21 protein-coding genes are annotated in these 20,617 nt (G+C 58.0%); 13 read left to right on the top strand and 8 right to left on the bottom strand.

From position 1 onward, the window contains the following. Positions 1–73: 73 nt before the first annotated feature. From ACMGGS_RS19440 to ACMGGS_RS19425, 4 genes are read right to left on the bottom strand one after another with little or no spacing between them, the layout of a single operon-like run. Positions 74–871, bottom strand: a complete 798-nt coding sequence (locus tag ACMGGS_RS19440; protein WP_414163992.1) for an ABC transporter permease — start codon at positions 869–871, stop codon at positions 74–76. After that, positions 864–1,622: an ABC transporter ATP-binding protein gene (locus tag ACMGGS_RS19435; RefSeq protein ID WP_414163991.1), complete on the bottom strand. Its 759-nt coding sequence runs from the start codon at positions 1,620–1,622 to the stop codon at positions 864–866. Before ACMGGS_RS19435 ends, ACMGGS_RS19440 begins: the two co-directional genes overlap by 8 nt. Beyond that, positions 1,619–2,926, bottom strand: a complete 1,308-nt coding sequence (locus tag ACMGGS_RS19430; RefSeq protein WP_414163990.1) for an acyl-CoA thioester hydrolase/BAAT C-terminal domain-containing protein — start codon at positions 2,924–2,926, stop codon at positions 1,619–1,621. Before ACMGGS_RS19430 ends, ACMGGS_RS19435 begins: the two co-directional genes overlap by 4 nt. Then, positions 2,923–3,987, bottom strand: coding sequence for an ABC transporter substrate-binding protein (locus ACMGGS_RS19425; RefSeq protein ID WP_414163989.1), 1,065 nt, complete (start codon positions 3,985–3,987; stop codon positions 2,923–2,925). The genes ACMGGS_RS19430 and ACMGGS_RS19425 overlap by 4 nt, the downstream gene beginning before the upstream one ends. Before the next feature lie 413 nt (positions 3,988–4,400). On the opposite strand from ACMGGS_RS19425, the gene ACMGGS_RS19420 reads away from it, so the two are divergent. The 9 genes from ACMGGS_RS19420 to ACMGGS_RS19380 are packed head-to-tail and all read left to right on the top strand — an operon-like array spanning position 4,401 to position 12,995. After that, positions 4,401–5,096 (top strand): GntR family transcriptional regulator, encoded by a 696-nt coding sequence (locus ACMGGS_RS19420; RefSeq protein ID WP_414163988.1) that lies wholly within the window; start codon positions 4,401–4,403, stop codon positions 5,094–5,096. Next, positions 5,096–5,863, top strand: coding sequence for an ABC transporter ATP-binding protein (locus ACMGGS_RS19415; protein WP_414163987.1), 768 nt, complete (start codon positions 5,096–5,098; stop codon positions 5,861–5,863). Before ACMGGS_RS19420 ends, ACMGGS_RS19415 begins: the two co-directional genes overlap by 1 nt. Continuing rightward, entirely contained in the window at positions 5,864–6,637 is a 774-nt protein-coding gene (locus tag ACMGGS_RS19410; protein ID WP_414163986.1) for an ABC transporter permease, read from the top strand. It begins immediately after the preceding gene. 4 nt (positions 6,638–6,641) lie between these two features. Further along, positions 6,642–7,622, top strand: coding sequence for an ABC transporter substrate-binding protein (locus ACMGGS_RS19405; RefSeq protein WP_194206666.1), 981 nt, complete (start codon positions 6,642–6,644; stop codon positions 7,620–7,622). Between the two features lie 12 nt (positions 7,623–7,634). After that, positions 7,635–8,651, top strand: coding sequence for a quinone oxidoreductase family protein (locus ACMGGS_RS19400; protein WP_414163985.1), 1,017 nt, complete (start codon positions 7,635–7,637; stop codon positions 8,649–8,651). 10 nt (positions 8,652–8,661) lie between these two features. Beyond that, the gene (locus tag ACMGGS_RS19395) at positions 8,662–9,075 is read left to right on the top strand and encodes a PaaI family thioesterase (RefSeq protein ID WP_414163984.1); all 414 of its coding nucleotides are present in this window, start codon (positions 8,662–8,664) and stop codon (positions 9,073–9,075) included. A gap of 10 nt (positions 9,076–9,085) precedes the next feature. Then, positions 9,086–9,874, top strand: coding sequence for a VOC family protein (locus ACMGGS_RS19390; protein WP_414163983.1), 789 nt, complete (start codon positions 9,086–9,088; stop codon positions 9,872–9,874). Beyond that, complete coding sequence (locus ACMGGS_RS19385) at positions 9,871–11,376, top strand: class I adenylate-forming enzyme family protein (protein ID WP_414163982.1); 1,506 nt, start codon at positions 9,871–9,873, stop codon at positions 11,374–11,376. The genes ACMGGS_RS19390 and ACMGGS_RS19385 overlap by 4 nt, the downstream gene beginning before the upstream one ends. After that, complete coding sequence (locus tag ACMGGS_RS19380) at positions 11,373–12,995, top strand: gamma-glutamyltransferase family protein (protein WP_414163981.1); 1,623 nt, start codon at positions 11,373–11,375, stop codon at positions 12,993–12,995. The genes ACMGGS_RS19385 and ACMGGS_RS19380 overlap by 4 nt, the downstream gene beginning before the upstream one ends. On the opposite strand, the gene ACMGGS_RS19375 is transcribed toward ACMGGS_RS19380, so the two are convergent. Continuing rightward, positions 12,992–14,011 carry an AraC family transcriptional regulator gene (locus ACMGGS_RS19375; RefSeq protein ID WP_414163980.1) on the bottom strand — a complete coding sequence of 340 codons (1,020 nt, stop codon included), beginning with the start codon at positions 14,009–14,011 and terminating at the stop codon, positions 12,992–12,994. The genes ACMGGS_RS19380 and ACMGGS_RS19375 overlap by 4 nt on opposite strands. Positions 14,012–14,070: 59 nt before the next feature. Between ACMGGS_RS19375 and ACMGGS_RS19370 the strand changes: the two genes are divergently transcribed. Then, positions 14,071–15,291 (top strand): MFS transporter, encoded by a 1,221-nt coding sequence (locus ACMGGS_RS19370; protein WP_414163979.1) that lies wholly within the window; start codon positions 14,071–14,073, stop codon positions 15,289–15,291. Positions 15,292–15,335: 44 nt separating this feature from the next. On the opposite strand, the gene ACMGGS_RS19365 is transcribed toward ACMGGS_RS19370, so the two are convergent. Further along, the gene (locus tag ACMGGS_RS19365; RefSeq protein WP_414163978.1) at positions 15,336–16,214 is read right to left on the bottom strand and encodes an alpha/beta fold hydrolase; all 879 of its coding nucleotides are present in this window, start codon (positions 16,212–16,214) and stop codon (positions 15,336–15,338) included. A gap of 156 nt (positions 16,215–16,370) precedes the next feature. On the opposite strand from ACMGGS_RS19365, the gene ACMGGS_RS19360 reads away from it, so the two are divergent. Next, positions 16,371–16,940 carry a CGNR zinc finger domain-containing protein gene (locus ACMGGS_RS19360; protein WP_414163977.1) on the top strand — a complete coding sequence of 190 codons (570 nt, stop codon included), beginning with the start codon at positions 16,371–16,373 and terminating at the stop codon, positions 16,938–16,940. A gap of 120 nt (positions 16,941–17,060) precedes the next feature. Here ACMGGS_RS19360 and ACMGGS_RS19355 read toward each other — a convergent pair whose 3' ends face one another. Continuing rightward, a complete protein-coding gene (locus ACMGGS_RS19355; RefSeq protein WP_414163976.1) occupies positions 17,061–18,272 on the bottom strand; it encodes an MFS transporter in 1,212 nt (403 codons plus the stop codon). Positions 18,273–18,391: 119 nt separating this feature from the next. Between ACMGGS_RS19355 and ACMGGS_RS19350 the strand changes: the two genes are divergently transcribed. Both ACMGGS_RS19350 and ACMGGS_RS19345 read left to right on the top strand, forming a co-directional pair. After that, positions 18,392–19,171 carry an AraC family transcriptional regulator gene (locus ACMGGS_RS19350; RefSeq protein WP_414163975.1) on the top strand — a complete coding sequence of 260 codons (780 nt, stop codon included), beginning with the start codon at positions 18,392–18,394 and terminating at the stop codon, positions 19,169–19,171. 34 nt (positions 19,172–19,205) lie between these two features. Continuing rightward, on the top strand, positions 19,206–19,733 hold the full coding sequence (locus ACMGGS_RS19345) for a cupin (protein ID WP_414163974.1): 528 nt from the start codon (positions 19,206–19,208) through the stop codon (positions 19,731–19,733). Between the two features lie 15 nt (positions 19,734–19,748). Here the strand turns inward: ACMGGS_RS19345 and ACMGGS_RS19340 are convergent, their stop codons facing one another. Beyond that, on the bottom strand, positions 19,749–20,402 hold the full coding sequence (locus ACMGGS_RS19340) for a GntR family transcriptional regulator (RefSeq protein WP_414163973.1): 654 nt from the start codon (positions 20,400–20,402) through the stop codon (positions 19,749–19,751). Between the last annotated feature and the right edge of the window lie 215 nt (positions 20,403–20,617).

The raw sequence follows: 20,617 nt of genomic DNA, 5'->3' as shown, positions 1-20,617 counted from the left end.
GCCCGCTGCGCGTGACGAATGTGGCATTTTGCGGGGTGGCAGACATTTTCGCGCGGCAAAACGGCGCTAAAAACTATTCGCCACCTGGCATTTTGCGTCGCTGGTGACGTACCGTCGCGCCACTCTCCCAGAATACGACCCGGTGCTGAAGCCAGCGCACCGCCTGTGCGCCGCATAAGCCAATCAGTGCCAGCAATACGACGCCAGCAAACATGGTCGACAGACTCATACTGACCGAACTTGAGGCGATCAGATAGCCGAGCCCGCTCTGCGCCGACAAAAATTCCGCCACCACCGCCCCGATTAACGCCAGCGCCACACCAATCTGTAGCCCGGCAAAAATCTCTCCCGCCGCTGAGGGAAGCTTAACGTGAAACAGCAGATAAATGCGCGACGCCGAAAACGCGCGGCAGGCATCCAGCAGGTCGACATCGGCACGACGAATGCCGTTCACGGTATTGACAAACAGCGGAAAGAAACAGACCAGCGTTACCAGCACGATTTTCGACAGCATGCCAAAGCCGAACCACACCAGAATGATCGGCCCCAGCGCCACTTTTGGGGTGGCCTGAAGGGCAATCAGCAGCGGATAAACAAATTGCTCAAAGGTTCGGGATTCTGCCAGCGTCACGCCAAGCACAATTGCCAGCAGGCTGCCGATCGCATAGCCGCTCAGCGTTTCACCCAGCGTGGTGGCGATATGCGGCCACAGACTGCCGTCGCGAAAGCCATTAAGCAGCGCCTGCCAGACCGCCGCCGGAGAGGGCAACAAATAATCCGGAATGGCGAAAAAACGCACGCAGCCATCCCAGATCAGCAGCAATACGGCGAGGCTAATAACAGGATACAGCAGCGGCAGAAATCTACGCATGGGTAAAATACCTCCTTAAATGCTGGCACAGAGCCATAAATTGCGGATCGGCCAACGTTTCAAGGGTTCGCGGGCGCGTCAGCGGAACGGCCAGTTCCTCAACGATGCGTCCAGGACGTGGCGACATCACCAGCACCCGGTCGGCGAGAAACACCGCCTCCTGAATGCTGTGAGTAATGAACAGTACGGATTTACGTTGCTGCCCCCAGATGCGCTGTAATTCCAGCGTCAGCGCCTCCCGCGAGAGCGCATCCAGCGCGGCAAAAGGTTCATCCATCAATAAAAGCTGCGGATCGTGTAGCAGCATCCGGGCAATGCCCACCCGCTGCTGCATCCCGCCCGACAACTCAAAAGGGTAATCCCCTGCAAACTCGGCCAGCCCCACCAGATCGAGCATCTGGCGGGCTCGGACTTTTGCCGGTTTGAGTGGCATTCCCAGCGTGCGCGCAGGAAGGAGAACGTTATCCAGCACGCTTTTCCACGGCAGCAGGTTAGGTTTCTGAAACACCACACCCGCATCGCGGCCTGGACCGTTAACCCGTTGTGAGGCCAGTAACACCTCGCCACGGGTGGCGTTTATCAGCCCGGCGGCAAGCTTAAGCACGGTGGATTTCCCACAGCCGGAAGGCCCCAGCAACGCAACAAACTCCCCATCGCCCACCTGTAAATCCACACCATTAAGAGCATCGATTTCACCCCGCCGGGTCGCATAGGTCAGGCCGACCCCGCGCAGTTCGAGGGCGGCACTCATGTTTCCTCCCGATGGGCAGCGACGGCTTCAGCGAGAAAGTCGAGTACCTGCGCCCAGCTTTGGCGATTCGCGCGGGCATTAGCGGCCGGTGTTCCGCCACCGTCAATGACCACGCCCGCGACCGGATGGACCCTGGCAATTTCGGTAGTGGGAACAAAAGGAAAACCGATGGCATGCCCGCTGCGATCGTTTTGCTGATGTATTACCGGCCAGCGATGCTGGCGCGCGGTCAGCTCTGCGTTAATCCGTTGGCAGTAAACGTCAGAGGGCCAGAAGCCATCGTCCGTGCCGGAGATCAGCAGTACCGGCCCGGCAATACGCTCCACCGGAATACGCGCCGCTGCCAGACTTTGTGCATCCCGTTCGACATTAACAAACGCCGGGGCCTGGCGAATATGTACGCCAGGCTGCGCGGGGTGATCGAAAGCGTGCCAGTCGGCATGCGGGTTATCCTGCCAGATATTACGCAGCGGCTGACCGCGCCACGTCCAGGCAGTGGCATCACGAGGTTCATCCGGGCGGCCCGCCCGCAGCGTGCCGTGGATCACCGCGCTGGGGACGTAGCCAATCACCGCAGAAACGCGATCCGGGAAAGTGGCCCCCAGCAGCAGCGCCAGTTCACCGCCGCGCGAATGTCCGGCCACAGCAATAAAGCCGTTTCGGGGATGCAGCGTTTCATGGACCCAGTCCAGCGCGGTGGCAAAATATTCCAGCGGCGTGGCGGAAATCGTCTCCGGCCGACCGGGGGCCTTAAAATACGCCAGCGCAAAACCGAGATAGCCGTGAGCGGCCAGCAGCGCCGCCCGCTGCTCGGGCGTTCCCCCGCCGGAGCCGTTTAACACGATCACCAGCGGATGAGGGCCGTCACCTGATGGGCTAAACAGCGTACCGGAAAGCCCGTTAGCACGTACTTCGTGGCGGATGACGCCCGCCGCCAGAAAACGCTGGATGATGACTGTATCCGCCGTCTGACCTGCGGCGTCAGTGATGCTCAGCGTAACATGTCGTGGCTGAAGAGTATCACTGAACGTCGGGTCCACCGGTGGCGTGATCCGGCGCAGCGCCCAGATCGGTGCCATCGGCTCGCTTTCCGCCCAGTCGCCCTCAAGCGGCAGCGCAGTATCAGGATCCAGAGCGCCATCTTCCCCTACCAAAAAGGTGGCGCTACTCTGCCAGCGGCTGCCGTCAGGATGGTCCAGCGACGCCGTCAAGCGGGCGATGCCCGGCGTTAACTGATAGGCATGAAAATGACGCGGCTGGTCTATTAACCCGTCGATTACATCAACCTTAATGACCGGACTCACCTGGCTGCCTCCGCCCTGGCACGCAGGGCTTGTTTATCAAAATCGTCAAATGCCGGGACAAAGTCATTAGAGAAAATTTTCTCGACCGGCACCTCGGCGCTGGGGAATTCTCCCGCCTTTGCCATTGCTGCGATGGCATTGCGGATCACCGCCAGATCGTACTCGCCAGGCTGACGGCGGGTACCGTCCGCGCGGTAGAGCGTGCGCTGGAGGCGGTTAGTGAGCAGCGTTTTGGCTTCGATAAAACCTTTGCCGTCGGCATCCGCTGGTTTGCTTTCCGGATGCTGTCGCCAGAAGGCGCGCACGCAGTAACCGGGGTTAATTTCGCAGACGTACTGCGCCTCGGTGTAAGCACGGCCAAAACGGCGGATCAGGTCGGGATGTTCTTTAAACGTATCCTGATGGGCAATAAAGCCATTACCCGGCGCTTCCTGGAACACGTCAGGGTAGGGGATGCGGTGAATTTTGCTGCCGGTGAGTTCAAAGATATCGCCCCAGCTATTGTTGTAATTCAGGGCGTCAACCTGATGACTGCGTAAGGCCTGGAAGCCAGAACCCAGCACGCCGACGGCGACGAATTGCACGTTTTTGCCGGGTTTCAGCCCGGCTACTCGCAGCGCTGCACGACTGCCAGGCAAAGTGCCCCAGGTGAGGGCACCTACGCCGATGGTTTTTCCTTTTAAATCGGCCAGCGTTTTAACTGGCGAGTCGGCCAGTACGGTATATTCCATCGTTTGAGCGGGCGTTCCGTTATAAAAATAGCGCAGCGGCAATGGATTTTTGCCATTGAAATAGCTGGAGATAACAGGCTCTGCCACTGGATAGCCAAACGTCACGCGTTTACTGGCAACCTGCGGCAGCAGCGCGCCCGCTCCCTGAAAAACCAGTACCTTGACGGCGAGATTCTGCTCTTTAAACAGTCCCAGCTCTTCCGCCGCCGCATAAGGTGCGCCATCGTGAACAGCAGGCGGAATGGCTAAGGCTACCGTTACGTCATCCGGCGTCTGTGCGTGTGCGACACCGATAACGCTGACAGTAAGTAATAACGAGGTTAAGCGCATGGTAAATCCTTGACCGTGTGAAAACGGCCAGGTTAGAGCATGCCTGTCTTCAGCAGAACGAACATTTCTCGCTATTGATATGAGCAAAATGTGTCAACTGAGGTGCTTAACCCATAATCGTCTTTTTGCGCTCCTTTTACGGTAGAACCACACGACCAATGATTCGCCGCCCATATCCCTGCAACCCTGCGTCAATCCTGGACGGATGCATTATTGAGCAGACGTTTTAGTCCGCAGTAGCCCCTTCTCATCATAATAGTGAGCATCCCAGAACAGACAAATTTGCGCATTCGATTGCTGTTTTTGTTATTAGAATTCCGCGCGAAACCGATCCTAGAATGGCCCCACTAAGAACATCAACGTCAGGCGGTGGGATGCCCACAGAGGCCACGTGATCCGCTGAGAGGGGAAGAATGACGCAGTCTTTATCATTGAGCGATCGGGCGTATCAGGCTATCCGCCGCGACATTCTGACCTGCCGCATGATGCCGGGCGCGCTGGTAACAGAATCTGAGCTGATGGAGCGCTACTTGCTGGGAAAAAGCACCTGCCGTCTGGCGCTGGCGCGGTTAAGTCATGAATATCTGATCGAGTCCCGGCCGCGCAAAGGCTATCGCATTGCGCCAATCACTCTTCAGGATGTGGAAGAGATCTTTACCCTCCGCGCTCAGCTTGAACCGCTGGCGGCACGGTTGGCGGTAGGGAAGGTGAATATCGACCTGCTTAAGCGACTTGAGGCTGACTGCCGGGTCGAAGTGGCCGCTCCGCTCTCCACGCGGATCGACGTCTTTATGAATGCCAATAAACGTTTTCATCTGGCGATTGCTGAAGCGGCGGGGAATCAGCATCTGCTGCGCACGCTCTCCACGCTGATGGATGAAATGTCGCGGCTGGTGGCGCTGGGCTTTAACGTTCAGCAAACCAAGCCGGAAATTCGCCACGATCACAACGCCATGATCCAGGCGTTTGAAGATCAGGACCGCAAGCGGGTGGAATTTATCGCCCGTCGGCATATTGAGACCTTCCAGGCGATGACTCTGGAAAAAATCTACGCCACTTTAACCTCCGGCGGCACGCTGCTGCCCATCCAGAACAGGAGTCCCGGCTGATGAGCGCACTGCTAAACGAGTCACCAACTCCCGTCGCGCCGGTGATCCAGCTTGAAGGCGTTAACAAACGTTTTGACGGTCAGACCGTGCTGGAGAATATCTCTCTGCAAGTGTGGCCTGGCGAAATTGTGGCGCTGCTCGGGGCTTCAGGCGGCGGGAAAAGCACGTTGCTGAATATTATCTCCGGACTGTTGTCCGCTGATGGGGGCGACATCACCCTCCAGGGAGAGAATATCGCCCGCTTCAGCCAGTGGCACGACGTGGCGTATCTCTTTCAGGAGGACCGCCTGCTGCCGTGGCGGACGGTGCGCCAGAACGTCAACTTTGCGCTGGAAAACACGTCGCTCACGCGACGGGAGCGGCAGCAACGAGTGGAATCTGCGCTGCAACTGGTGGGAATGGAAAACGTCGCTGCGAAATGGCCGCACCAGCTCTCCGGCGGAATGCGCAGCCGTATCGCGCTGGCCCGCAGTCTGGTCGCCGAACCGCAAATATTGCTGATGGATGAACCGTTCTCACGGCTCGATCCGCAAACCCGCAGCGCGATGCATGGTGAACTGCTGCGCATCTGCGCGCTGAAAAAAATGACGGTGGTCATTGTGACCCATGACGTCGAAGAGGCGGTGATCCTTGCCGACCGGATCGTCATTTTGCAACCCAATCCGGGACGCATAAAACAGAGCGTAGCGCTCTCGCTGCCGCGTCCGCGACTGCCTACCGGACGGGACGTTGCGGAAAAAGTTCGCCTGCTGCGACTGGAGGTCTAGATGCATTTGCTGCGTAAAAAAGGCTCGCTGATTATTCAGCGGCTGATCCTGCTGGGGATCTTCTTCCTGCTGTGGCTGCTGGCCGCACACAATATGCCTTCCTTCGTCCTGCCGGGGCCGGAAAAAACCTTTCAGGCGGTGCTGGCGCTATGGCGAAATCAAACGCTGCTACAGGATATCGGCGTGACCTTTTCGCGCGTATTCAGCGGATTTCTGCTGGCGACGCTGGTGGGGACGCTCGCCGGGTTAGCACTGGGCGCAAGTCGTCGACTGGCGCAGTTTTTTGAGCCGTTGCTGGCGGTATTTAACACCGTGTCCTCTGCAATTTGGGCCATCTTCGCCATCATCTGGTTTGGCATCTCTAACGCCACCACCATTTTCGTGGTGTTTATGACCGCCATGCCGCTGATCCTGACTAACGTCTGGCAGGGGGCGCAAACCGTCGAGCGACAATACGTTGAACTGGCGCGCAGTTTTCGCATGAGCCGCCTGCAAACCCTGATCAAAATTTATCTGCCTACCATCCTGCCGTATTTCTTTTCCGGTGCGCGACTGGCATTTGGCTTTGGCTGGCGCGTGTCGCTGGTGGCGGAAACTTTGGGCGCGTCGGACGGTATTGGTTACCGACTGCGCCAGGCCGGGGATTTAGTACAGACCGATCAGGTCTTTGCATGGACGCTATTGCTTGTCTCATTGATGCTGCTGCTGGAAGGTGGACTACTTAAGCCGCTGGAGCGTCATCTTTTTCGCTGGAAATCACTCACACAGGACTAACAGTATGAAAAACGGGTTAAAGGCGGCCATCCTGGCTGCCGGGGCGCTCTTTGCCCTGCATACGGCGGCAGCAGAAAAGGTTCGCATCGGCTACTGGAGCAGTGGCGTCAGCCTCGGCTACGGTACCGTGCTGGAAAATAAAGACTTTTTAGCAAAACGCGGCATTGACGCTGAGTTTGTTCACTTCCCGGACGTTAACGCGCCGATTAAAGCGCTGGCATCTGGCTCTATCGATCTTGCTTTTGGCGCACCGCTGGCAGGTGTCTTCAGCAGTGCGGCACAAGGCGTGCCCATCAAAATCTTTGCTGCCACTCAGCCTGCCGACGTGCAGTTTGTGGTGCCGCAAGGCTCACCGATCACCTCGCTCGATCAGCTTAAAGGCAAGAAGATTGGTATGTCGCCTGCGGGATCATCGGTGGCGGTGATCGCCTCTACGCTGTTGCAGAACAATCACCACATCGGCGCGAACGAGTTCCAGTTGATCGGCGGTAACGAGTCGCGTCTGGCACAGTTCCTGGTGCAGAAACAGGTGGATGCGGCTGCGCTACGTTCGTTGACTATCGCACAGCTTGAGGAACTAAAAGTGACCCCGCTTGGCAGCTTTGCCGACGAATGGAAAAAGCTGACTCACAGCGACGCGGTACCGTATATCGGCGTCGGCGCGGTACGCAGTCAGCTGATTGATGAGCATCCTGAGACCGTCGCCCGGGTGATTGCCGCACTGCGCGACACGCTGGCGTGGGGAAAATCTCACCCTCAGGAGGTGATTTCGCTGCTGCAAAAAAACGCCAATCTTCCGCAGCATGACGCCGAAGTCTATTTCAGCCGTTGGGACAGCATGAACCGCATCACCTTTGAGGCTGCTGATATCGCCACTCTCAAGCGCCAGCACCAGGTGTTTGTCGCCAGCGGGACGGTACAAGGCGACGTACCCGACAGTCTGTATAACGATTCCGCGTACCGTGCGGCCCAATCCATCAAATAACCGGAGATAACCGTGAGCCATACCATGAAAGCGCTACAGCTTAACGAACACGGCAGCCTGGACAATCTGTCCGTAGTGACGGATAAGCCACGCCCCACGTTGCAGGCCGGGCATGTGATTATTCGCGTCAAAGCCTCGTCTTTTAACTACCACGACGTATTCACCGTTAACGGCATGCCGGGCATCAAAGTGCCGCTGCCGGTGGTGCCGGGTCTCGATTTAGCCGGGATCGTTGATGACGTGGCGGATGATGTGACGGGCTGGAAAACGGGCGATCGCGTACTGGTGAATCCACTCAAACCCGGCGTGGGCCTGATGGGAGAAATGATTGACGGCGGCATGGCTGAATATGCACTGGTTGACGCCGCGCAATTGATCCCGCTGCCGGAGGCGGTGAGTTTTTCCCAGGCTGCTGCGCTCCCGGTCGCTTACGGCACCGCGCACCGGATGTTGGTCACCCATAACACGATCAGGAAAGGGGACAGGGTACTGATCCTCGGTGCCAGCGGCGGGGTGGGTACCGCCTGCGTCGTACTGGCAAAAAAACTGGGGGCTGAAGTGATCGCCTGTGCAGGCAGTGCAGAGAAAGGTGAGGCCCTGGCCGCGCTGGGAGCAGATCACGTGGTCAACTACCGGGAGGAAGATTTCTCGCGCTGGGCTATTAACCGCTACGGCAAGCCGCAGCGTCGAACCTATGAGGGGGGCGTGGACGTGGTGATTAACTTCACCGGCGGTGACACCTGGCGTCCGTCGCTGAAATGCCTGAAGCGTGGCGGCACCCTGTTGGTCTGTGGGGCGACGGCAGGCTACGACCCGGCGGAAGATCTGCGCTACGTCTGGAGTTTTGAGCTGAACATTAAAGGCTCCAACAGTTTTTATCAGGAAGATCTTGAAGCCTTACTGCACCTGGTGGCCGACGGCGACATCGTACCGTTGATTGACCGGGAAGTGCCGCTGGAACAGGCAACGGAAGGGTTGCGCCTGATCCGCGACCGGGAAGTGTTGGGCAAAGTGATTGTTACCCCTTAAGGAGACCGCGATGAGCGAAACACGATTAAACGCCGCAGAGGTGCAGGAAAAACTACTGAAAGGGCCGTATCACCAGTGGCTTGGACTGGAGGTTGAGGCGGTGGCGGAGGGGGAAATTACCCTGCGCGCCCGCTTTCGTGAAGAGTGGGTGGTGAATCCGGCGGGCGGCTACATTCACGGCGGTATCCTCGCCGCGCTGGTGGATCTGACCGCCGACTGGGCGCTGGTGGCCTGGACCGGCAAGGGCGTGCCGACGCTGGATATCCGTGTCGATTACCATCGTGCGGCGCGCGGGGATCTACGCGTTAAAGGCAAAGTCATCAAAGTCGGTAAACAGGTTTCCAGTGCGGAAGCCTGGGTCTATGACGCGGAAAACCGCCTCGTGGCGAGCGGGCGCGGCCTGTACGCCATGCCCGCAGCCTGAGGAGATCAACATGCCACAGGTTCTCGATCATCTGGTGATTAACAACCATTTTAATCTGACGCCCACCCGCGAGCTGTTCGCCGCGCTGGGATTTACCCTGACGCCGGAGAGTCACCATTCTCTGGGATCGATGAACCAACTGGTGATGTTCAACGATCACTATCTGGAGTTGATTGGCCTGCCGCGTCATAGCGCGACGGTTCGCCAGGAACTGCTCGACAGCCCGCGCGGCATAGACGGCCTGGTCTTTCGCAGCAACGAGGCGGAAAGCACCGCCAGGCAATTGGCAGAACAAGGGTTTTCCGTACAGCCGGTGCAGCATTTTTCCCGCGAGGTGGAAGCAAACGGCGAGCGCGGTGAAGCGCGTTTCAGCACCGTGCGCCTGGCACCGGGTAGTTTCGCGGCAGGAAGAGTCTATTTCTGCCAGCATCACACCCCGCAGTGGTTATGGCGTGACCCATGGCTACAGCATGCTAATGGCGTGGAAGGGATTGAGAGCCTGACGCTGGTGGCGCAGAACCCTGAACAGGAACAACAGGCGTGGCAGCGTCTTGGCCCGCTGGCCCCCGGATTTGTACTCCGGATACTCACCCCGGAGCAGTGGTCACGGTATTGCGCCGGGCTACCGGGACGGGATGAGACGCGGCGCAGCCAGTTTGCGGCAATGACCTTTCGCGGCGGTGATCCGGTGACACTCGTCCAGGCCGCAGAAAATGCCGGGTTGCCGCACGTTCATACTGCGGAGCGGTTACTTATCGCCGTTCCGGCGATCCACACTTTACTTGAGTTCAGGCTATGACCCTTATCAACCTTGGTTCGTTACCCTTGACGGCCCGTCACAATTCACAACCGGCATTTATCTATTCAACAGAAGGCGGCGCGCAAACTATCACCTTCGCTGAGCTGGATGCCCAGGCCGATGCGGTAGGGGCCGCGTTACGTCAGCAGGGCTATCAACCGGGCGAACGCGTGGCGCTGCTGGGACGCAACTCAATAGCCTATATGGCCGCCTTTTTAGGCATCTTGCGTGCCGGCCTGGTGGCCGTGCCGGTGAGCATAAAATTTCCGCCAGCGATGCTGGATAAACTGCTTGCCGATTGCGATGCCCGGCTGGTGACAGGCGAACGTGAGCACCTGGACAATCTCGCATTTTCCGGTCCAACGTGGGAGTTTGAAACCCTAAACGCGCTTCCTCCCGCCTCCGATTTCACCGTCTTTCAGCCACAGGCAGACAGTCTGGCGATGCTGCTCTATACCTCCGGCTCCACCGGAATGCCAAAAGGCGTGCGCCTGACCCACGCCAGCCATCGCTGGGTAGTAGAGACGCGTCTGGCTGCTAATGAATTAACCGACCAGCGGGTACTGATTGCCGCACCGTTTTACCATATGAACGCCCTCGCGCTGGCGCTGCTGACCCTCGCCAGTGGCGTAACCACCGTCCTGCTGCCGCAGTTTCAGGTGCATGACTACGTTGCAGCTATTGCTCGCTACCGTTGTACCTGGCTGACCGCGGTGCCGCCGATGATCGCCATGATGATGAAACAAAAAACGCTGCTCGCCCAGCACGATCTTTCTTCGGTACGGGTGGTACGAATGGGTTCGGCACCGGTCAATGAGGGCTTGTTCCAGCAGATCCGCCAGATTTGGCCGCGGGCACGGATTATTAATGCCTACGGTACGACTGAAGGCGGGCCGATTGTCTTTGGTTCGCATCCGCAGGGACTTGAGACGCCGTTATCGTCGAATGGTTACCCGCATCCGGCAGTCTCCCTGCGTCTGCGCGATGAACAGGGAGCGTCTGGCGATCATGGCGTGCTGGAGATCAAAAGTCCGGCCCTGATGCAGGGCTATCACCAGCGACCGGATGTCGCCAGCCCGTTTACCGCTGATGGCTATTACATCAGCGGCGATGTTTTTTACCGTGATGAGCAGGGCTTTTACACCTTTGTCGGGCGTCGGGACGATATGTTTGTTTGCGGTGGGGAGAATATTTATCCCGGCGAAGTCGAGCGGTTGCTTGAACAACATCCCGATGTCCAACAGGCGTGCGTGGTGGCAGTACCTGATGAGATCAAAGGCAGTAAGCCGGTAGCCTGGGTGATCCCGCGTGAGGGGCGTTTTCCTGACCCGAAGGCGATAAAAACCTGGACGCTACAGCACGGACCGGCCTATTTACATCCCCGGTTTATTTGGCTGGTTGAGCACTTTCCGCTGGCGGGTACCAACAAAGTCGACCGTCACGCGTTACGCATGCAGGCCATAAAGTTGCTTGCTGAAAAAACCACAGGAGACGCGGCATGACATTTAACTGGGAGAATCCTTATTCAACCACCCGAACGCCGTTATTTGCCCGCAATGCCGTCGCAACCTCGCATCCGCTGGCGGCGCAGGCGGGAAATCAGATCCTTATCAGCGGAGGAAATGCCGTTGATGCGGCGATTGCGGCAGCAGCGACATTAACCGTCGTTGAGCCGGTCTCTAATGGCCTGGGCAGCGATGCCTTTGCGATGGTCTGGGACGGACACCAGCTTCACGGTCTGAATGCGTCGGGCACAGCCCCTTCGCACTGGGATAGCGAATGGTTTGCCCGACGATATGGTCTTGATGAACGTGGCCATGCCCGGCGACCGGAGCGCGGCTGGGACAGTGTTACCATTCCCGGTGCGGTTGCCGCGTGGGGCGCGCTGCATCAACGCTTTGGTAAATTACCTTTTTCCCGCCTGCTGGACACCGCCATCGATATTGCCGAGCGCGGCGTCACAATAGCGCCGATGGTGGCACGAAAATGGCAGGCGGCGGTGCCCATTCTCAACGATCAGCCAGGTTTTGCCCGCACCTTTATGCCCCATGGCCGCGCTCCTGTGGTCGGGGAAAAATTTGTGATGCCGGAGGCAGCACGCACCTTACGACTGCTGGCGGACCAGGGCGCTCGCGCCTTTTATGAAGGAGAAATCGCCGGGTCTATCGTGCGCTTTGCCGCGCAGAGTGACATCCCTCTCTCAGGGGAGGATTTTGCCCGTTATCAGCCAGAGTGGGTAACCCCTGTTTCGCGTAACTATCGGGGGTACGAGGTTCATGAATTGCCGCCTAACGGACAGGGGATCGCGGCGTTAATCGCGCTTGGCATTCTCGAAAAATTCGATCTCAAAAGCCATGAATGTGACAGCGTCACCTCTCAGCATTTGCAAATCGAAGCCATGAAACTGGCGTTTGCTGATGTTTACCGCTACGTTGCCGATCCCCGGTCAATGGACATAACGCCAGAGCAGATGCTGGACGATAGCTATCTGAGTGAACGGGCGAAATGTATTGATCTGCATCATGCCAGCCAGCCGCTGGCCGGAATACCGCGCAGCGGAGGCACAGTTTACCTGACCACCGCCGACGAGAGCGGAATGATGGTTTCGTTTATCCAGTCCAACTATATGGGATTTGGGTCTGGCGTAGTGGTGCCGGAGTTTGGGATCAGTTTGCAAAACAGGGGCGCGGGTTTCTCCAGCGATCCGCGTTCGGCGAATGTCGTTGCGCCAGGAAAGCGTCCGTTTCATACCATTATTCCGGGCTTCCTGACTAAAAACGGGCAGCCACAAATGAGCTTCGGCGTAATGGGGGGCGATATGCAGCCGCAAGGGCATGTGCAAACGTTGGTACGAATGCTTGATTATCAGCAGCAGCCACAGGCCGCCTGCGATGCGCCGCGCTGGAAGGTTAATCGTGATTTTACGCTGGATCTGGAAGCGCGATTTGACCCCACCGTAATGCAGCAGTTAGCCGGACGCGGACACCAGTTTAAATCTACCCACGTTCCGTATATGGATTTCGGCTCGGGACAGTTTATATGGCGACTGTCCGATGACCGCAGCGAAGGCTACGTGGTCGCCAGCGACAGCCGCCGCGACGGGCAGGCGGTTGGCTTCTAGTCGCTCCCGGCAGCCAGTAGCGATGATTTCAGTCGGCTGGCTCCCGGCGGCTGTCCGGTAACCCGTTTAAACGCCCGGCTGAACGCGGCCTGTGAGGTATAGCCCAGCCGCTGAGCCACAGTATCAATCGGCAGACGATGTTCGGTAAGCCACTGGCTCGCAAGGTGCATGCGTAATTGGGTCGCATAGCGTAATGGGGAAGTACCGATGGTGGCCTGAAAGCGGTCGGCAAAGACGGAGCGCGAAATATGGCATTCCGCTGCCAGCTCGCTCACCGTCCAGTCGCGGCCCGGTTCACGGTGCAGCGCCAGAATGGCGCGTGCCAGCCGAGGATCGCGCAGGGCAGCCACCAGCCCCGACGCGTTATCGCAGCCGCATTCCACCCAGCCACGGACGATCATCGCCGCCACCACATCGGCCAGCCGGGCGAGGATCCCGGCAAAGCCAACGCGGGAGGAACACATCTCCCGCTGCATCGATTCCAGAATCGGCACTAATCCGGGGTAGCGGCCGCCAGTGGTATCAACCAGCATAAGCTCCGGCATCAGCGGACCCAGCCCCTGCATGCCCCCCAGATCGAACTCCATACAGCCGTAAAAGAAAACGGCCCCCGATGCCGGGTCAGCTTTTGCGCAGGTCTTTACCGCGCACACTGTTTCACCCAGCGGCGCGGCATCAAGACTTTCCAGACACTGCACCGACGCCTCGGGATGCGACAGAAGCTGGTGCGCCGATCCTTTGGGCAGAAACACCGCGTTCCCTGCGCTTAGCGGGTACAGCTGACCATCCTGCATGCGCAGCATCACGGAACCGACGGCGAGAAAATGGAAATAGGCGTGTCCGGTTTTGGCCGGGAAATGAAGTCCGAAGGTCTGACCTGTCACCACGCGACGGTACTGCACGCCGCGCAGGCGCATCCCGGTTAACAATTCGCTGATGAGTTCGGATGACAGGGCAAAAGAGGGTGATTGGTTCATTTCAGGTGTTTCGGTCAAAAATAACGGGTTTATCATCATAGACCATCCGGCGTTTAGTCTCCAGAATTTCACCTCTCCCTTTTTTCAGGATATTTACGATGAGTCACACTGTTTGCGATAGCCGCGCGCCGTCACCTGAGCACGTTGCGCCCATTACACCGGCCTGGATGGCGGTATTTTCTCTGGCGATGGGAGTATTTGGTTTATTGACCGCCGAATATCTGCCCGCCAGCTTATTAACGCCGATGGCAGCGGAGCTTGGCGTTTCTGAGGCACTGGCGGGGCAGGCCGTTACTGTTACTGCCGCGGTGGCGCTGTTTGCCGGATTGCTGGTGCCGGGGCTTACCCGCGGCATTGACCGCCGGACGGTGCTGCTGATGTTTACTACCCTGATGATCGCCTCAAACCTGCTGGTCGCCTGGTCTTCCAGCCTGGCGGTGCTGCTGTTGATGCGCGTGCTGCTGGGTATTGCCCTTGGTGGTTTCTGGAGTATGGCGGCAGCGGTGGCGATGCGGCTGGTGCCGTCGGCACTGCTGCCACGCGCATTATCCATCATCTTCAGCGGCGTGGCGGTAGGCACCGTCGTCGCCGTACCGCTCGGCAGTTATCTGGGTGGATTGTACGGCTGGCGTAGCGCGTTTATCGCCTCGGCCGCCGTGGGGGCGATAACGCTGGCGGTTCAGTTCTTCGCCTTACCGTCGCTGGTGCCCGGCAAGCCTGCGCGGCTGCGAACCATTATTGAAGTATTGTTGCGTCCCGGCATTGCGATGGGGATGTTCGCCTGTATCCTGGCGCATGCCGGTCACTTTGCCTTATTTACCTATATTCGTCCTTTTCTGGAGAGTACCACCCGCATGGACGGTGACGGCATCGCGCTCATGCTGCTGGGATTCGGGGTGGCCAATTTTTCCGGGACGCTGCTCGCGGGCTGGCTGCTTGAACGCAGCGCCCGCGGCACGATGGCTTTAATGCCCGCGCTGGTGGGCCTGGCGGCGCTGGCGTTGGTGATGTTCCCTGACTCCGTGGCCGTACAGACCTTACTGGTCGCGCTATGGGGGCTGGCGTTCGGCGGTATTCCGGTGGCCTGGTCAAACTGGGTAACGCGCGCCGTGCCTGACCGCGCCGAGAGTGCCGGCGGCATGGTCGTGGCATCGGTACAGTCCGCTATTGCCACCGGTGCCGCAGGCGGCGGAATGATGTTCAGCTTTAGCGGTATCACCGGTGTCTTTATTGCTGCGGGCATAGTGATGCTGGTCGCGGGCGTGCTGACAGGACTTCGGGTGCGGGTAGATGTCGCCACCGCACCGACACAGGATTAATAAAACTGCCGCGCGCACTGTCGCCGCGCGGCGTTTTCACCTGATTACACCGCCTCGCCAATGACCTCGCGAATGCGTTTAGCGATATAACCCACATGGGTTTCCAGCGCAAAATGACCGGTATCCAGCAGTTCCACCACCGCGTGCGGATTATCACGTTGCCAGGCTTTCGCGCCGGGGGGAATGAAGAACGGATCGTGTTTGCCCCAGATCACCAGCGTTGGCAACTGTCTGGCGCGGAAAAAAGCCTGAAAATCCGGGTAGCGGGTTAAGTTGTTGGCATAGTCGAGGAACAGATCCAACTGGATCGCTTTGTTGCCCGGCCGCTCCATCAGCAGCGTATCCAGATGCCAGGTTTCCGGCGCGACGCTCTGCGGATCCTGCACGCCATGCAAATACTGCCAGCGTATTCCTTCCATATTTAACACCGCGTCGTTGACCACCTGCCGGTTTGCCGCCGACGGATCGTCCCAGTATGCGCGCACGGGTGCCCACGCATCGCCCAGCCCTTCAAGATAGGCATTACCGTTTTGCGAAATCAGACCGCTGACCCGCTCAGGATAATTCAGGGCCAGACGCAGCCCGGCGGGCGCACCGTAATCAAACACGTAAAGCGCATAACGCTGCAGGTCCAGCGCATCAACAAACGCGGTCAGCGTCTGGCCGAGGGCGTCAAAGGAATAGGGATAATCGCGCTCATCCGGCACCTCGGTAAAACCAAAGCCCGGCAGGTCGGGGGCTATCAGATGGAATTTATCGGCCAGCAGCGGGATCAGCTCGCGGAACTGATGAGAAGAGCTGGCAAATCCGTGGACCAGCAGCAGCACAGGTAGCGAGGGTTCGCCTGCTTCCCGGTAAAACACGCGCACGCCGTCGGCCTCGGCAAACTGATAGCGAACCGGATAATGGATGTTGATAGTCATCAATGCCTCCAGAATGTAACTGTTAAAATGATAATAAAAAGGTTACATGGTTGAGTATGCGCGAAATAAGTAACCAGTCAAATTATTTTTTAGAGGTTACAAAGGCGCACGTTTCGGCTACCATTAGCGAAAGTGTCTTTATCATTGAGGTGTTCTATGGCTTCTGACCACATCCCACTATTTCTGGCAGATCATGGTGCGCTGGATTTTCTGAATACGGTCATGCAGGTAAACGGCCAGCCGCAGGACATGTGGCAATCCGACGAGGATGTGATGGACTGGCTTACCCGTGCAGGTCTGGCGAGTCCGGGTGAGAAAGCATCGTGGACCGCGGGAGAGTTACTGCAACAGGCGCGACGACTGCGGGAGATGATTCGCGCCCTGGTGGCGCAAAAGAAAGCAGGGGAAACATTGCAGCCAGAGGGCTTAAATGATTTCCTGGCCTCGATCCCCGCCTGTAAACAACTGCGTAGCGGCAGCGGTAGTAGCGTAGAGATAGTGAAAATCTATCCTGGCCACAGTGCGACGCATTTGCTGGGACCGGTGGCGGAACTGGCGGCCTCTTTGCTCGCGGAAGCCGATTTTGAACTCATCAAAACCTGCGAGCATCCCGACTGTAGGCTGTGGTTTTACGATCGCACCAAATCACATCGCCGCCGCTGGTGCAGTATGGCGCTGTGCGGCAACCGGGCCAAAGTCGCGCGTTTTCGCCAGCAGCAACATTAGCGGCGGGAAAGGTTATAGCATGAAAAAAGGGAGGACTCGTCGGATAACAGAGCGCCTCCCAAAACATCAGTCATATGGATGGCGTCGGTGCGCACATCTCTTATAACCACTCACATTGCACTACGCGTGTTGCTCAGGCGTTACTGCGTCCACAAGCGGCAGATGACGCGCTCTGCCGGCCAGATAGCCGAGCACCGCCAGTACCAGTGCCAGCACGGTGCAGCCAGTCAGCGGCAACGTCCAGCCACCCAGACTGTCGTGCAGCAGGCCCACCAATGGCGGCCCGCCGGCTGCCAGCAAATAACCCACGCACTGCGCCATCCCGGAGAGCGTCGCCGCCTGTACCGCATTACTGGAGCGCAGGCTGATAAAAGCGAGGCCGAGGATCACGCCTGCGCCAGTGCTGATCCCAATCAGTACCACCCATAATGTTGCCAGCGATGGCAGCAGCAGCAGCCCGCCCAGACCGGTCGCCCCGATCAGGGCAAAACCTACCCCCGGCACGCGCTGATCGCGCAGTCGGCCGAGCAGCGGCCCGATAAAAAAGCCGGGGACCGCCGTTGCCAGTTGCAGAACGCCATGCAGCGATCCGGCTTCTGCCGTACTAAAGCCGAGGTTTGCCAGCATTGCGGGTAGCCAGGAAACAATGATGTAATAAATAAACGAGTTAAGGCCGAAAAACAGGGAGACCTGCCAGGCCAGCGCCGCGCGCCAGACCCCGGATGCGTGACGGCGATGCTCGCTGTGCTGTGCCGCAGGCCGCGGCGTATGACGCGATAATTGCGGTATCCAGACGGCTAATGCGATGAGCGGAAGCAGCAATGTGCTTAGTAGCGCATGGTGCCACCCGGCGTGAAGTGATTGTGCCAGAGGGATCATGACCGCTGACCCCAGCGCGGCGGCAAGGCCCATGGTCAGGGCATATAGTCCGGTCAGGCTCGCCGCGCGATGCGGCAGATCGCGCTTTAAAATGCCCGGCAGCAGCACATTACCGATAGCGATGCCCGATCCCACGATCAGGGTCCCGGCATACAGTCCGGGCAGCCCGGCATACGAGCGCACTACGATGCCGACCGCAATAACGATCAGCGCCAGAAATAACGCCTTCTCCATCCCCAGCCGGTGCGCGACACCGGCGGCAAATGGTGAAAAAGCGGCAAAGGCCAGTAATGGCAACGTCTGCACCAGGCCCGCCAGGGTCGCCGTTAAGCCCAGTTCAGCACGGATCATCTCCAGCAGCGGCGCGACGCTGGTAAACGGCGCGCGCAGGTTGGTGGCGATCAGCAGGATGCCCAGAATAAGCAGCAGGTTTTTTTTATGCACGTTACGCATGATTTTTGCTCTGAATCAAATTTCAGCCTTACTATAAAGGCTTGCCGCTTTGCCGTAATATCGATATAACAACAATCCATCGCTACATTTCGCCAATAGTGGCGCACGAAACCTTTCCTATGTCTTTACTGCATTCCCTTAAAAATTTTGCTATCGATCACAATCCCAATCCGGTAGTGGCGCTGAAGGTGCACTCTGCCGGGCAGCAGGAAGAGGTACCGTTTCACCGCCATCGTAAAGGGCAGCTGATTCTGACGCTGCGCGGCGGTGTCACCTGTCTGGCTCCGACGGCGTACTGGATGGTTCCGGTCAACTGCGCCGCGTGGATCCCCGCCGGGGTTGCTCACAGCAATCGGGTGACGACCCATGGCGACGTTCTGTTTTTATATATTGAGCCGGATGTACAGGGTATGCCGCAGGCGTGTTGCACCCTGCAAATCAGTCCACTGCTGCGCGAGATGCTGAAACATTTTGCCGATCTGCCGCAGGATTATTCGCCCGATAGCCCCGTCGCCCGTTTTGCGCAGGTGATGCTGCATGAGTTGACCCTGATGCCGGTAGAACAACTGAGTCTGCCAATCAGCGAGCATCCCCGGATCAAACAGCTGGCGGACAGTCTGATGGCCAATCCGGCAGATCGTAGCCCGCTCGCGGTGTGGGCCAGCCGCCTGGCGATGAGTCCCCGCAGCTTTGAACGTTTTGTACTGAAAGAAACCGGCATGACCTTTGGCCGCTGGCGGCAGCAGCTTCAGGTACTGGTGGCTATTCGTCTGTTGGTGACCGGAATGTCGGTGCAGAATACCGCCTGGGAGCTGGGCTACGACTCGGTAACGGCCTTTATTACCATGTTTAAAAAGACGCTGGGCACCACGCCAGGGCAGTATCTCAATAACGACTAGTGTTAAAGGGTGTCGACAACAACGGAGAATAACGATGCCCGACCATCATCAACACCCGGTTTTACCGCAGACGCAACATTTTGTGGCCCATGAATGGGTCCCCAATCATCCTTCTCTGACCGTGCTGCTTTATCAGCGCGTGGTGAACGAAGGGGATATCGCCAGCCAGTTTGAGCAGCGCTTTACTGATAACGGCTGGCCAGCGCAATGGCGCGATGGTGTCTTCGATTATCACCATTACCACTCTACAGCGCATGAAGTGCTGGGCATTGCCGCCGGCTCTGCTCGCCTGCTGCTGGGTGGTCCAGGCGGTAAGGAGTTCAACGTGCGTAAAGGCGATGTGATATTACTGCCGGCGGGCACCGGGCATCGTCGGTTATCCGCCTCCGACGATTTTCTGGTGGTTGGTGCGTATGCACTCGGGCAGGAGGCAGATTTGTGCACAGCGGCGGCGACGTCGGAGATGCTGGCCCGGATAGCCTCGCTGCCGTTTCCTGAAAGCGATCCGGTGAATGGGGAAGCACATGCGCTTAGCGAATACTGGCAGCGGGCAGAGCAATAGTGCCTCGCACGTATTTTAGTTATCCAGTTGACTGATAATCGCGAGGCGGGCGCGATAGCCGTTGCGGATATGTTGACAGGCGGCGTCCTGCGCCGCCTCAGCATCGCGGCGGGTGAGGGCATCAACCATCGCCTGATGCTCGCACTTTGCCTCTTCCGCCCGGTCCGACAGCGCATAGGTGGTACCGCGCAGCAGTGACAGATGAATGCGCAGATTATCCAGCATCTCATTAAGATACGGATTGTGGGTGGACCGATAAATCTGCCGGTGAAACAGGCGGTTATGATCGTGCAGCGCTTTACTGTCGGTCAGCGTTTTTTCCGCATCCACCATACGTTGCAGGAGCGCAATTTCTTCATCAGACGCGGCTGCCACCGCCAGCTGCATGGCAATCTTTTCCAGCCCTTCACGGACGGCAAAAAGCTGACGCAAACGGTCATAGCTGATATTGGCGACGATCAAACCGCGTTGCGGCCCCGGCTCTGCCAGACCCAGGGTTTCCAGGCGATGCAGCGCCTCGCGGATAGGCGTTCTGCTCAGGCCAAATTGCGCCGCCAGTCGGGTTTCCTGTAGTCGTTCGCCGGGCAACAGTTCGCCGCGTTCAATCGCCGTGATCAGTATCTCGAAAGGTGACATTGTCACATCACGCTCGCCAGGTTTTACGTTCATAATTTCAGAGGTTTTTTTCCAGTTTACAGGCCAGAAGCGCGCACCATGAATGTAGCGCCATATTGCCACAGTAAATCATGTTTCATCGCTCATTTTGTTCTTAGCATAGCTAAAAATCGTCTTTTGACCTTCGCGCCATCGCTGGTATGTTGAGGGTCTGATTTATTGTATACAAATGAATTCAATTAATCATCTTGTTGTTTTATAAGTTTTTT

This window comes from Superficieibacter sp. BNK-5 (genome assembly GCF_047456055.1).
Lineage (GTDB): Bacteria > Pseudomonadota > Gammaproteobacteria > Enterobacterales > Enterobacteriaceae > Superficieibacter.
The sequence above is the reverse complement of the archived record's forward strand: the minus strand, read 5'-3'. Positions and strand labels throughout refer to the sequence as shown.